At 59.8% G+C, this 14,786-nt stretch carries 3 protein-coding genes; all 3 read right to left on the bottom strand.

The window, feature by feature from the left end:
* Positions 1–54: 54 nt before the first annotated feature.
* Complete coding sequence (locus BWI95_RS06465; protein WP_054803412.1) at positions 55–255, bottom strand: MbtH family protein; 201 nt, start codon at positions 253–255, stop codon at positions 55–57.
* 323 nt (positions 256–578) lie between these two features.
* Positions 579–1,292 (bottom strand): 4'-phosphopantetheinyl transferase family protein, encoded by a 714-nt coding sequence (locus BWI95_RS06460; protein ID WP_054803413.1) that lies wholly within the window; start codon positions 1,290–1,292, stop codon positions 579–581.
* Positions 1,293–1,361: 69 nt separating this feature from the next.
* Positions 1,362–14,708: a non-ribosomal peptide synthetase gene (locus BWI95_RS06455; RefSeq protein ID WP_232374447.1), complete on the bottom strand. Its 13,347-nt coding sequence runs from the start codon at positions 14,706–14,708 to the stop codon at positions 1,362–1,364.
* Between the last annotated feature and the right edge of the window lie 78 nt (positions 14,709–14,786).

The raw sequence follows: 14,786 nt of genomic DNA, 5'->3' as shown, positions 1-14,786 counted from the left end.
ATAAGCAAAACCTCAATATTAGAAAGCGGCAGAGGAAAAGAGTGATGGATACAACTAAATGTTTTGCAGGCTTTTCGGCTTGATATCCTGCCAGTTCTCCTCAATGTAGTGCAGGCATTCAGCCCGGCTTGCTGGCCCATATACCGGCTCCCAGCCATCCGGAACCGGAATAAACTCGGGCCATAACGAGTGTTGGTTCTCCTGATTCACTAATACGATGAATATAAGGTTCTCATTGTCGAAGGGGTTGCTCATCTCTTTATCCTGTTCATAGGGGTGAGGCTTTTTTTTCTATAGAAGATTCTCTGTTAAAGCAATGAAGATGATTTCGCTTTTGCGTTTTTAAGAATTTGAATGCTGAGTTCAGGCTGTTTGTAAATATTATTATTTATTGGGAGTTATAAAAGGCTGAGTATTTAAAGGTGTGGGTGAATATTATTGTGGTAATTGATATTTAATTGCGGGGAATTAACGGCAGTTAAAAATAGAGGAGATAAGAGAGGCAAGGCGGCGTGTGATAAGCGGTGGTTGCCCGCCTCTGCTGAGCAACGAAGCAGAGGCAAAGCAGTGCTTATCCCTCAGGCAATAAGTGTGATGAGGTGATCCTCTGCAAGGGTGTAGTAACCCGTCAGTTGGCTTCCCGGCGCTCTCTCTGCCGTCAGAGGTTGCGTCAGTTCAAGGGTGATGCGCTGCGTTGCGGTATCAAGCTGACAAACCCGCGCGGCATCGAAGTCAAAAAAGCGCCGCACTTCGGGGTAGAGGGCTTTGAACAGGCTCTCTTTGGCGGAGAAAGCGATCAGTAGCGCACTCTCATAAGGCAGCGCGCAGCCCGCAAGTAGCGCCTGCTCCTGCGCTGAGGTGAACATATCAGCGGTTTCGCGCATGGTCTCTGGTGCCAGCATCTCAATATCCACGCCCGGTGTCAGGCCTGCGCCGCTGGGCGCGATAACGGCTATCGCCCGGTCATGGGTATGGGAAAGGCTACCGCACCAGCCCGCAGGCCAGATGGGGGAGCGATCCGCCGCCGAGCCAACGCTGGCGTCGCAGCCGTGGTGCGCAAGCAGCAGCTTTGCGCCGTAGCGCGCCGCCAGGTACTCTGCCCGGCGCTTGACGCCCGCCGCGTGCAGGCGCACGGGAAACGGGATCGCGTAGTGGTCAAACAACTCGTCCTGCCAGGCGTGGCGATCAAAACAGAGCTGGCAGTAGGCGAGCCCCGGAATGGCCGCTATCGTGCCCATCTCAAGATGGGAGATAAAAGGCGGCCGTGCGTGATGGGTCAATGGAGTTAACATGTTGCTCACTCTCAACAGGTAAAAAAAACCGCCATTACGGCGGTTTTATCAACATAACATTCAATCCGCTCAGTGGCTCTCAAGCCAGCGCTGAATCACCGGGCCGATGCTTTTCAACGCCTCCGGGCTGAACATACCGTTATGGGTGCCCGGCACAGGGTGGACGATGATATTGCCATCAACATAGTTTGCCCAGAGCTGAGGATCGAAATCCTCTTCCCCGGCATCACGCTTTGTGGCTTTGAAGAAGAGCATATCACCGCGATAGCATCCCGGTGTGGTGGCGGCCAGCAGCAGCGGCGCATCGCGAAGCTCAGCAAAGATACGCTCGAAAATCACCGGCTCCACGTCTGCGAGAGGGTGTTCCATCGCCTGCAACTCTCGCCGCAGCCCCTCAACAGAGAAGAGCGCCTGGTCATCAGGAACGGCACCCACCAGCGCTTCGAACAGCACCTTCAGCCCCTCTTCATCGCTCATTATCGTCTCAAGATAACGCTCCCCGAGCGGATAGCCATCCACCAGCACCAGCGCGCTGACTTCATGCCCCTCTTTTTGTAGCAGCGTGGCGACCTCATGGGCCAGATGGCAGCCAAAAGACCAGCCGAGGAGAGCATAAGGGCCTTCTGGCTGGACGTTATAGATCTCCGCCAGATAGGTTTTCGCCAGCGCCTCTACCGAGGCCGCTGCCTCGCCGGTGCTGATCCTGCTCGCTTGCAGACCGTAGATCGGCTGCTGCTCGCCGAGGTAGCCAATAAGCCCGGAATATGACCAGCTCAGGCCGCCGCCGGGAGGCAGGCAGAACAGCGCGGCTTTATCGCCCAGCGGTTGCAGCGGCAGCATCACATCCAGCATGCTGCTGCGCCGGTTGCTCCCCAGCCGCTGTGCCAGCATCGCAACCGTTGGCGATTCAAACAGATCGCGGATAGTCAGCTTCACCTGCAATTCGCGGTCAATCTGCGTAATCAGGCGCGCCGCCAGCAGAGAGTGGCCGCCCATGGCGAAGAAGCTGCTGTCGATGCTGACGTTCTCAACCTTGAGCAGCGTGCTGAATTTCTCTGCCAGCCAGATCTCCCGCTCGCTTTGCGGTTGACGCCCGGTCTGGGTGCTGAAATCAGGCTTCGGCAGCGACCTCATCGCCAGTTTACCGTTGGCATTGAGCGGCAACGCCTCCAGCAGCACCACCGCAGCAGGCACCATAAAGTCCGGTAGACGTTCACGGGCAAACTGTTGCAGCGCTTCAGGCAATGCCGGGGGCGCATCGCTTGCCACCACATAGGCAACCAGCTGTTTATGGCCCGCCGCATCTTCAAGTGGAATAACCGCCACCTGCTGCACGGCCTCATGCTGCTTGAGCACGATCTCGATTTCACCTGGCTCGATTCGGAAGCCGCGAATTTTCACCTGCTGATCGCCACGGCTGACAAAGCTGATGGCGCCGTCGCGGCGGCGTTTAACTCTATCGCCGGTGCGGTACATACGGCTTCCCGCAGGCCCGTAAGGGTCGGCGACAAAGTGCGCCGCGCTAAGCCCCGGATGGTTCACGTAGCCGCGCGCCAGCCCGCGCCCGGCGATGTAAAGCTCGCCTGCAACGCCCTCCGGCTGCGGTTGTAAGTACTCATCCAGCACATACAAGCAGGTGTTATCCATTGCGTAGCCGATCGGCACATCCAGATAGGGCGCATCCGCCTGCGTAATCGGGTAATCCGTGGCGTAAGTCGTCGTCTCTGTCGGGCCGTAGATGTTCATCAGCTCGAGATCCGGCAAGTGCTCGCGCACGGACTGTACCGCGCTTGCAGAGATCTTCTCCCCACCGGTATAGACTTTGCTGACCCCCGCCAGGCACTGCCACGCCTCTTCGGCAATCAGGCGGAACAGCCCGGAGGTTAAAAACACCGCGGTGACGTTGCGATCGGTAATTGTCGAGGTGATCACCGCCAGATCCAGCGCTTCCCCCGGCACAATCACCGCCTGGTGGCCGTTGAGCAGCGCCGCCCAGATCTCATAGGTTGAGGCATCAAAGGCATACGGCGAGTGCAGCAGAATGCGCTGATGATGTTCTCCCTGCCAGCGGCGATCCCGCGCCAGCGCAACGACGTTATCCTGGGTAATGGCAATCCCTTTCGGTTGACCGGTGGAGCCGGAGGTAAACATCACGTAAGCGATATGGTCAGGCTTGAGCGGCGTGGCGATAGTCGGCGCTTCTTCTTGCGTATGGGCATTATTGACCGTCAGCACGGCAATACCCTCCGGCAGAGGCGTCGCGCTGTGCTGCTCATCTACCACCGCGATGCGCACATCCAGCGTATGGGTAATATGCTGCCAGCGCTCAAACGGATCGCTGGTGCGCAGCGGCACATAGAAGCCGCCCGCTTTCACCACGGCGAGCACGCCAATCACCAGCGAGAGTGAACGCTCCAGCAGTAACGCCACGCCCTGTTCCGCTTTCACGCCCTGCTGTTGCAGGCTGTGCGCTAAGGCATTGGCGCGCGCATCCAGCTCCTGGTAGGTCAACTGCTCGTCGCCACAGCTGATGGCGATGTGGTGCGGCGTTTTTGCCACCTGGCGGGCAAACTCCTGCGCTAATGTGGCTGGCGGCAGATCCACAAAGGTGTCATTGCCGATATGAATAAGCGCGTCGCGCTGTTCGCCGCTCAGCAACGGCAGGTTTTTCACCGGCCGATCCGGCGAGGCGACCGCCGCCTGCAACAGCTGCACAAAGTAACCGGCCAGCGCAGTCACCGTTGAGCGATCAAACAGCTCGACCGGGAAGTCGATTTGCGCATCAAGCGCGCAGACTTCGCTGTTTTCGCCGCTAATCTCGTCAAAGTTAAACAGCAGATCAAACTTGGTCGTCACCAGACCGACCGGCTGGTGGGCGGCCTGCACATCCACCAACTGCGGCGGCGTATTGGCGTTGTTTTGCAGCACCATCATCACCTGGAAGAGGGGATGTCTGGCGGAGGAGCGCCCCGGATTCAACGCTTTGACCACCCAGTCGAAGGGCACATCCTGATTGACGTAGGCGGAGAGCATATATTCACGAACGCTGGCAAGCGCTGCACGGAAGCTGGGATTAGCCGCCAGATCGACGCGCAGTACCAGCGTATTGACGAAAAAGCCCACCAGATCGCCGATGGCTTCATCCGAGCGTCCTGCTGCGGCGGTACCGAGCGTAATATCATCGCCCGCGCCCATGCGGCTAAAGAGGATAGCGGCGGTCGCCTGTAGCAGCATAAACGGCGTTACCCCTTCCTGTTGCGTCAACGTTTTGATCCGCTGATAGAGCGCCTCGTCGATACGGAAATGGACCCGCTCGCCCACATAGCTCGGTGACGCCGGGTGCGGACGGTCGACGGGCAGCAGCATCTCTTCAGGTGCGTCCGCCAGCGCGCTGCGCCAGAAGGCGATCTGCTGGGCGCAGATCGGCGTGTTCTCCTCGATTTCGCCGAGCAGGCTGCGCTGCCAGAGCGCATAGTCGGCGTACTGCACCGCAAGCGGTGTCCACGTCGGCACTTGCTGCTGGCAGCGCGCGTTGTAAGCGCAGGAGATATCGTGGAACAGCGGCGCCAGCGAGCCGCCATCGCAGGCGATATGGTGAATGACAATCAGCAACACCTGCTCATGGGTCTGCGGCAGACGGAACAGCGTACAGCGCAGCGGAATTTCCCGCGCCAGGTCAAAGGCGTAGCCTGACGCCTCATCCAGCGCGCCAGCGAGCGCTTCCTCACTCACCGACTTCACCGCCAGCGTCATCTCGACCGAATCAGCGGCGAGAATATGCTGGTAAGGCTGCTCCTGATGGAGGGGGTAGAGGGTGCGCAACACTTCATGGCGTGCCACCACATCACGCAGTGCCTGGCCCAGCGCCGCTTCATTCAGCGGCCCGCTGAAGCGCACGGCGAGCGGCATGTTATAGGCCGCGTGGTTATCGTCGAGGTTCTTCAGTAACCACATGCGCTGCTGGGCAAAGGAGAGCGGCAGATACTCGCCGCGCGGCTGCGGGGTCAGCGCCACTTTCGGGGCGATATCCGCCTGCGCCAGCTGGCTGGCGAGCTGTGCCACGGTGGGGTAATCAAACAGCGTACGAATGGGCACATTTTTGCCCAGCTCGCTGCTGATGCGGCTTATCAGACGCATCGCTAACAGCGAATGGCCGCCGAGCATAAAGAAGTTGTCATCAATGCCCAGCGCGTCCAGCTGCAACACCTCGGCGAAGAGGCCCGCTAACATCTCCTCCTGGGCGTTGCGCGGCTGGCGACGGGTCGCGCTCTGCATCATGCTCGGTTTCGGCAAGGCGCGTTTATCCAGCTTGCCGTTAATGGTCAGCGGGAATTTCTCCATCTGCACAATCGCCGCCGGCACCATATATTCCGGCAGTTTATCCGCCGCATGATGGCGCAGCGCCGCCATGTCGACAGGGCTACTACCGTCACTGATGATATAACCCACCAGCTGCGGGTTGCCGGGGTTATCGTTTTGCAGGATCACCTCGGCCTGGGTCACCTGCGGATAGCTCGCCAGCGCGGCGGCAATCTCGCCCAGCTCAATGCGGAACCCACGCAGTTTTACCTGCTGATCGGCGCGGCCTAAGTAGTTCAGCTCGCCTTTGCGGGTGCGGATCGCCACATCGCCAGAGCGGTACATGCGCGCACCGGGTTCGCCATAGGGGTCGGCAACAAAGCGTTCACTGCTTAGCGCCACACGGTTCAGGTAGCCGCGCGCGAGGCCTGCGCCGCTGATATACATCTCGCCCTCCACGCCCACCGGAACAGGTTGCAGCGCATCGTCTAACAGATGGATATGCAGATCGGGGATCGCCACGCCAATCAGGCTACCGGAGGCGTTGCGCGCGCCCTCTGCCGTCAGCGGCTGATAGCTCACATGGACGGTGGTTTCGGTGATGCCGTACATGTTGATCAGCTCCGGCGCAGCGTCGTCATGGCGCTGATACCAGCGCTCAAGCTGGCTCAGATCGAGCGCTTCTCCGCCAAACACCACTTTGCGCAGCGCTAATGGGTAGCTTGCTGGCGCAACGGCGTTTTCCGCTTCAATCAGTTGATAGAAGGCGGAAGGGGTCTGGTTGAGGATGGTGACCCGCTTGTCGCTTAGCAGCTGCAAAAAGGCCTGCGGATCGCGGCTGACGATAAACGGCACCACCACCAGTTCGCCGCCGTAGAGCAGCGGGCCCCAGATCTCCCAGACGGAGAAGTCGAAGGAGCAGGAGTGGAACAGCGTCCAGATGTCGGTGCGGGCAAAGTCAAACCAGCCCTCGGTGGCCGCAAAGAGGCGCAGCACATTGCTGTGGTGGATCATCACCCCTTTCGGTTTACCGGTGGAGCCGGAGGTGTAGATGATGTACGCCAGGCTCTCCGGGGTGACGGGGCGCAGGCGCTCGTCGTCCCTGAGATCTTCGGCGCTCAGCCCTGCAAGCAGCTGCTGGCACTGCGGCGTATCGAGCAGCAGTTCGGGCAGCGTGCTGCTTAGCGTACCGGCATACTCCGCGAGGGTGATAATCAGCGCCGGTCTGGCGTCGTCAACAATGTAGGCCAGACGATCTGCCGGGTTATGCACATCCAGCGGCAGGTAGGCCGCGCCCGCTTTGACGATGGCGAGTAACGCCACCAATGTTTCCATGGTGCGCGGCAGCGCCAGCGCGACGCTATCTTCCGTGCCGATACCGCGGCTTACCAGATAGCGTGCCAGCTGGTTAGCGCGCTGGTTCAGCTCGCCGTAGCTCAGCGTCTCATCGCCGAGGCTCAGCGCCGTTGCCTGCGGTGTTTCACGCACCCGCTGTTCGAAAACCTCATGCAGCGTGGCGTCAGCCCACTGGTTAAAAGTGGTGCAGACCGGCACGGCGGCCTGGTACTCCTCCGCCAGCAGCAGCGGAACGCTGCCAACGCGCCGTTGCGGCTCTGCCATCACGGCATGCAGAACCAGCACGAAACGCTCGGCCAGCGCTTCGGCGGTGGCATCATCAAACAGATCGGTGGCGTATTCGAGAATGCCGTTAAGCGCCGTGGGCGTCTCTTCGATATTAAAGGTCAGATCGAACTTCGCCACCGGCAGCAGCGGTGTGGCAACGTTGGTTTGCAGATGGTCAAAGCGCGCCTCGCTGTAGGCCATATTTTGCAGTACCAGCATCACCTGGAAGAGGGGATGGCGCGCCAGTGAACGCTCAGGGTTTAGCGCTTCGACCAGGTTATCAAAGGGGAGATCCTGGTGCTCGTAGGCTTGCAGCGCATAGTCGCGAACCTTCTCCAGCAGGGCGCTGAAGGTGAGGTTGTCATCAATCGTCGTGCGCATCACCAGCGTGTTGATAAAGAAGCCGACCAGCGGTTCAAGCGCCTCATCGCTGCGCCCGGCAATGGCGGTACCGACGGGAATGTCGTCACCTGCGCCCATGCGGTGCAGCAGCACGGCCAGCGCCGCCTGCAACACCATAAACAGGCTGGCGTTGTGCCCTTTCGCCACCTCCAGCAGGCGCGCGTGCAGCGCTTCATCGATGATAAAGCGACACTGCTTGCCTCTGTAACTTGCGCGCGCTGGTCGCGGACGGTCGAGGGGTAGCTTCAGCTCGTCAGGGAGATCGGCGAGGGTGTTGCGCCACCAGGCAAGCTGGCGGCCCGCCAGAGTGTCAGCGGCGTTGAGTTCGCCCAGCCAGTCGTTCTGCCAGAGCGCATAATCGCCATAGTTCACCGCAAGCGGCGCAAAGGCCGGAGCCTGGCCCTGCGCGCGGGCATTATAGGCCGCAGCCAGATCATGGAGGAGCGGAGAGAGCGAACTGCCATCGCTGGCGATATGGTGCATTAAAAACAGCAGCAGATGGCGCTCTTCATTGACGGTAAAGAGCCACGCACGGCAGGGATCTTCCCCGGCTAAATCGAAGGTGTATTGCGCGGCGCTCAGCATCCGGCTTTGCAGATCGTCAGACGCAACGTGTTCGGTAATCAGGGTGCAGGCTGCCTCCTCAACCCCGGTAACGTGCTGATAAACGCTGCCGTCGGGCTGCTGTAAAAAGCGCGTGCGCAGCGTTTCGTGGCGCAGCTTCACATCGTTGAGTGCCGCCGCCAGCGCCGCCACGTTTACTTCGCCCGTAAGCTCCAGCGTCAGCGGCATATTGTAGGTGGCGGTTTGTCCCTCGATACGATCGATCATCCACAGCCGACGCTGCGCAGCGGAAAGCGACAGATGGGCCGGTTTTTCACGCGCCTGTAGCAGCAAACGCGAAGGCGCGGCGGCGTGCAAACGCTCGGCAAACTGTGCCACCGTTGGCGCTTCAAAGAGATCGCGGATCGCAGGATCAACTCGCATTTCACGGCGCACCTTACTGACCAGACGCGACGCCAGCAGTGAGTGGCCGCCGAGGGCAAAGAAGTTGTCGTCAATGCCGATATCGTCCAGGCCGAGCACTTTGGCGAAGAGTGCGCAGAGCATGCTCTCTCGCTCATTGCGTGCGCCACGATGCTGCGCGGCGGTAAAGTGCGGCGCGGGCAGGGCGCGCATATCCACTTTGCCGTTGGCGTTTAGCGGGAAGGTCTCCAGCGGGATAATCATTGCCGGCACCATAAAGTCCGGTAACTGCGCGCTCAGCGCCGCGCGCAGTTGTTCCGCATCGAACTCCACCTCTTTGCGCGGGATAACATAGGCGACAATCTGCTTATTGCCTGCGTTTGGCTCGACGATGCAGGCCAGCGCCTGCGCCACGGCAGGCTGCTGTTGCAGCGCGGTTTCCACTTCCGCCAGTTCAATACGGAAGCCGCGAATTTTCACCTGCTGATCGCCGCGGCTGAGGTATTCGAGCACCCCATCTTCACGCCAGCGCGCCCAGTCCCCGGAGCGGTACATGCGCTCGCCGGGCTGCGCGAAGGGGTTGGCGACAAAGTGCGTTGCCGTCAGCACCGGCTGGTTCTGGTAGCCGCGCGCCAGGCCGAGACCGGCGATATATAACTCGCCAGGAACGCCGACCGGCACCGGATTAAGATAGCCATCCAGCACGTAGACCTGCATGTTATCGATCGGCGCGCCGATGGGCACCGTCATCTCCGTCGGGATGCCCGGCATCAGGTGCGTGGTGGTAAAGGTAGTGGTTTCCGTCGGGCCGTAGCCGTTCATCATTTTTAGCGCAGGGCACTGCGTCATGACCTTTCTGATCGCCGCCACCGGCAGCACATCACCCCCGGCAATCAGCAGCCGCACCGCGTTCAGAGCGCTGGCATGCTCCTCGGCCATCAGGCGGAACAGACCGGCGGTAAGCCACAGCGCGGTCACGTTTTCCGCCATAACGATCTGTGCCAGCGCATCGATATCCAGCTCACCGGCTGGAGCGACAATCAGCTGACCGCCGCACAGCAGCGGCACCCACAGTTCATAGGTGGAGGCATCAAAAGCTGACGGGGAGTGCAGCAAGACGCGCTGGTGATCCTCCGCCGACCAGCGGCGGTCGAGGGCAAGGGCCGCCACGCTCTGTTGATTGACGGCAATCCCCTTCGGTTTACCGGTCGAACCGGAGGTGTACATGATGTAGGCCAGGCTCTGCGCCGCGCCCGCTACTGCCGGGTTAGTCTCTGTTCCGGCCTGCTGCACGTCGTCTGCCGGGTGAATGATATGCGCGGCATCCGGTAACGGCAGACCCGCGTCGGCGATAAGCAGCGTGGCACCTGCGTCATCCAGCATCATCTGCTGGCGCTCAAGGGGGTCGCGCGGGCGCAGCGGCAGGTAAGCGCCGCCTGCTTTGATCACCGCAAGCGTGGCAATCACTTCATCAATGGAGTGCTGCATCAGCAGCCCGGCGCAGAAGGTTGTCCCGCCGTTCAGCGCCATCAGCCGGTGCGCCAGACGGTTGGCCGCCTGGTTTAGCTGGCTGTAGGTCACCGTTTTGCTGCCTTGCTTGACGGCAATAGCGTCCGGCGTGCGCAGCACCTGCTGTTCAAACAGCGCGGCTATACGCACTTCAGGCAGCGCGACACGGGTGGCATTCCAGCCGCTAAGCAGCGTTTCGCGCTGGGCAGAGGTCAATAGCGCCAGCTCGCCAACGCGGGTAGTTGGCGCGCTCACCAGCGTCTCAATCACATTAACTACGCGTTCGGCAACGCCCTCGATGGTGCGCGCGTTATAGAGATCGGTAGCGTATTCGATATACCCGCTTACGCGTCCGTGCTGCTCATCAATGTTGAAATTAAACAGCAGATCAAATTTCGCGCTGCTGGTGGGCAGCTCCAGCTGTTCAAGCTGTAACCCTTCGAAGCTGACGGCCTGCGGCCACGGCGTATCGACCGCCAGCATTACCTGGAACAGCGGATGTTTCGCCAGCGAGCGGTCCGGTGCCAGGGCTTCGACAAGGCGCTCAAAGGGGAGATCCTGGTGTTCATTGGCTTCCAGCACGGCGCTGCGCGCCAGCTCAATGAGCGTGCGTAACTCCGGGTTGCCGGAGGCCTTGGTGCGCAGCACCGCAGTGTTGGCGAAGTAGCCAATCATCGGGATCTGCGCGATATCGGTACGGCCATAGATCGGCGTGCCGATGGCAATGTCGTCGCCCGCGCCCATGCGGTGCAGCAGCGCCACCAGGCCTGCGTGCAGCAGCATAAAGAGGCTGGCACCCGTTTGCGCGCTCAGCGCTGCAAGCTTTGCAAACACCCCATCCGGCAGCGTAAAGGCGACGCGATCGCCCGCCGAGGTGGCGCGCGCCGGACGGGGGCGATCGCCTGCCAGTGTAATCTCTTCCGGCAGCCCCTGTAGCTGATTGCGCCAGTAGGCCATCTGCCGGGCGAAGAGGGCGTTTTCATCCTGCTCTTCACTGAGCAGCGCGCGTTGCCAGAGGGCGTAATCCGCATACTGCACCGCAAGCGGCGTAAGATCGGGGGCGTGGCCTGCCTGGCGTGCCTGCCAGCAAAGGCTCAAATCCTGCAACAGCGGGAAGAGGGAGCCGCCGTCGCCTGCGGTGTGGTGGATCACCAGCAGCAGAACATGCTGCTCTGGCGCAAGTTGATAGAGCCAGCCTTTGATCGGCAGTTCGCGATCGAGGGCAAATACATGCGCGCTGTGCTGCATCAGCTGGGCGTTCAGATCGTCTGGCGCAATGGCCTGTTGTTGCAGGGTAAATGCCGCCTCTTGCGGCGTCAGTACCTGCTGGCAAGGGGTATCCTCCTGCTGGGTTAAGCGCGTACGCAGGCTTTCATGACGGGAGATAACATCCGCCAGCGCCTGCGTCAGCATTGCGGCATCCAGTTTACCGGTAAGCCTGATGGCGAGCGGCATATTGTAAGCGCTGCCCGGCGCGATCTGCTCCTGTAGCCACAGGCGTTGCTGGGCAAACGACATCGGCAGCAGGGCGGGGCGCGGTTGCGCTACCAGCGCAGGGCGCACAGGCGCGCCGCTTCCGGCCTCAATCAGCGCGCTCAGCTCCGCGACGGTTGGCGCGTCGAAGATCGCCTTCAGCGAGATCTCGCTGTTGAACGCTTCGCGGATGCGGCTCAGCAGTTTCAGCGCCAGCAGCGAATGGCCGCCAAGGCTAAAGAAGTTGTCATTGATTCCCGGTAACGCGCTGTCCAGGCACTCGGCAAAGAGCTGACACAGTTTTTCCTGCTGCGGCGTGGAGGGCAGCACGCGGGCGGGCGCGGTGAAAGCCGGTACGGGCAGCGCGCGGCGGTCAATTTTGCCATTCGCCGTGAGGGGGAACTGCTCCAGCACCATCATCACTGACGGCACCATATAATCCGGCAGCTGTTTGCCTAAGTCGGCGCGCAGCGTTTCCGGTGAGCAGTGCGCGCCATTGTGCGGCACCACGTAGGCCACCAGCCGTTTTTGCCCGGAGGCTTTTTCATCATGCGCGAGCACCAGCGCCTGCTTGATCGCCTTTGATCCCAGCAGCGCATTTTCGATATCGCCAAGCTCAATGCGGTAACCGCGGATCTTCACCTGGTTATCCGCGCGCCCGAGGAAGCCGATCTGCATATCCTGCTCCCAGAAGGCGATATCCCCGGTGCGGTACATGCGCGACCCCTCAGGGCCAAAGGGGTTAGCGATAAAGCGCTCGCTGGTGAGATCGGCGCGTTTCAGGTAGCCAAACGCCAGACCGTCGCCAGCGATATAGAGCTCGCCTGCCTGGCCGACCGGCACCGGTTGCAGCGCGCTATCGAGGATATAAACCTGGGTATTGTTGATCGGCAGACCGATGATAGAAGGGGCCACGCGATCGGCGCTCAGTTCGCGGAGGGTTGACCAGATCGTCGTTTCCGTTGGCCCGTAAACCTGAATCACTCGCGATGCCAGCGTCACCATCTGTTCGGCCAGATTGGCTGCCAGCGCGTCACCGCCCACCAGCGCGGTGAGACCTGTCAGCGCCTGCGGTTGATAGCTGACCAGGCCCTGCCACAACGCGGGTGTGCCCTGTAAATGGGTGATGTTCCAGCGATGGATCTCATTTGCCAACAGATGCGGGTCGCGCGCCGCATCGCGTGAAGCAAGCACCACCGCCGCGCCGTTGAGCAGCGGCAGGAAAAGCTCCAGCGCGGCAATATCAAACCCGACCGTGGTGACGGCCATTAAACGGTGCTCTGCCGAGAGCTGAACGTGCTGCTGCATCGCCACCATAAAATTGGTCAATGCGTGATGGGGGATCAGCACCCCTTTCGGCGCACCGGTCGAGCCGGAGGTGAAGAGCACATACGCCGCCTGCTGTCGCTGGGCGGAGGTTGTCACAGGGTTGGTTTCTGGCTGCGAGATAATGTCAGCAATAATGGCGTTATCATCTATTTGATATTGCGGGAATTGTGCAACCAGGTGCGACGTTCCGGAGGTGGTTAACAGGCAGGTCGGCGCGGCGGTGGCGAGGATATGTTTTATCCGCTCGCCGGGGTGATCGGGATCTAACGGCATATAGACCGCACCGGCTTTCATGATCGCCAGCATAGCGATCACCAGATTATCCGTGCGCGGCAGCAGCAGCCCGACAATGTCGCCCGGTCGTACCCCCTGCTGGCGTAAATAGTGGCTCATTTGGTTGACCAGGCTATTCAGCTGCCCATAGCTCAGCACGCTCTCCTCGTAAAAGATGGCCGGAGCATCGGGTGTAAGCTGAACATGTTTTTCAAAGCACTCCGCAAGCGTAAGGGAAGGTGTCGGCGCGGCGGTTTTCTCATTCAGCAGGGCAATCTGCTGGTGCTCACTGGCGCTCAGTAACGCGGGGATGCCGATGGCCATCTCAGGGTTAGCAATCAGTTCACTGAATAGCGCCGTCATTCTTTCATAATGGGCAAGCAGCTGTTGCTCGCTATAGAGTGCGCTGTTGGCATCGAAGCCCAGCACGATGGTGCGCTCACCGCCATAGCCAAAGAAGAAGATGCTCAAATCTTCCACCAGGCCGTTGGAGAGATTCACGGAAAAGGTTTCCGCCCCGGTCAGCGCGAGGCTTTCGCCGAAGAGTTCAACGTTAATCGCCGTGTTAAACAGCGGGCGCGTGACGTTAAGCTCGCGAAGCAGATCTTCATGACGGTATTGCTGGTGGCGCAACGAGGAGATCATCTCTTTCATCGCCTGCGCCATCACGTCGTTGAGGGTCAGAGCCGGCGATAAGTTTAAGCGCAGCGGCATGATATTGGACATTAAGCCGGGAATGCTGCGCTGCGCTCGCCCAACGCGTGCCGCCATCGGAAAGCCAATCACCAAATCTTCATTACCGGTAATGCGGTAGAGATAGATCGCGCTCAGGGCGGTGAGCAGCTGCGGCAGCGTAAAGCCGGAGTCGCTTGCCCGCTGCATGATGGCGTCATGAAACGGTTTTTCCAGCGGGATGCGCTGGCGGATTAGCTGGTCGCAGGGGGCGGCGCGCCCGGCGAGACTCACCGGCTCCGGCAGATCGCTAAAGCGCGACACCCAGTAGTCTCTGTCGCGTGCGAAACGCTTTGAGTGGCGATACTCGACATCGTCGGCCATCAATGTTTTAAAGCTGCCGAAAGGTGAGGGGGAGACCGGCTTGTCGGCGATTAAGTCGTTGTAGATTTCAATGGCGTGGCTGAGGAGCAGCGCGGCGCCAAAACCGTCGGTAAGAATGTGATGGCTGCACTGGTAATAGAGATGTTTGTTTTCGGCAATCTTAATCAGGAAAAAGGTAAACAGATGCTTTTCAGAGAGCGAATATGCTCTGTTTGTCTGCGCCGTCATATATTCAATGGCGGTTGCCCACGGGTCGTCCATCATACTGAAATCATAAAAGCCTGCTTCATAATCATTAACCGGCGTCAATGATTGCCTGACGTCGTTATTTTCATGAAAAAAACGGCCATGCATGGCATCCGTTTCAGCAATCATTGTTTTTATAGCGTCTTTAAATAGTGATGGGTTAATTGCGCCATCAATAATTAAATACTCACTAATATTATTATTTGCTTGATTCAGTGCGACTTCATTCGCTAACCACATGCCCATCTGAGCCGACGTTAAAGCGAAATAATCCATGTCTTCTGGTGCGGACATATAAAACCTCAATATTAAAGCGAA

It is taken from the genome of Kosakonia cowanii JCM 10956 = DSM 18146 (assembly GCF_001975225.1).
Taxonomy (GTDB): domain Bacteria; phylum Pseudomonadota; class Gammaproteobacteria; order Enterobacterales; family Enterobacteriaceae; genus Kosakonia; species Kosakonia cowanii.
The sequence above is the reverse complement of the archived record's forward strand: the minus strand, read 5'-3'. Positions and strand labels throughout refer to the sequence as shown.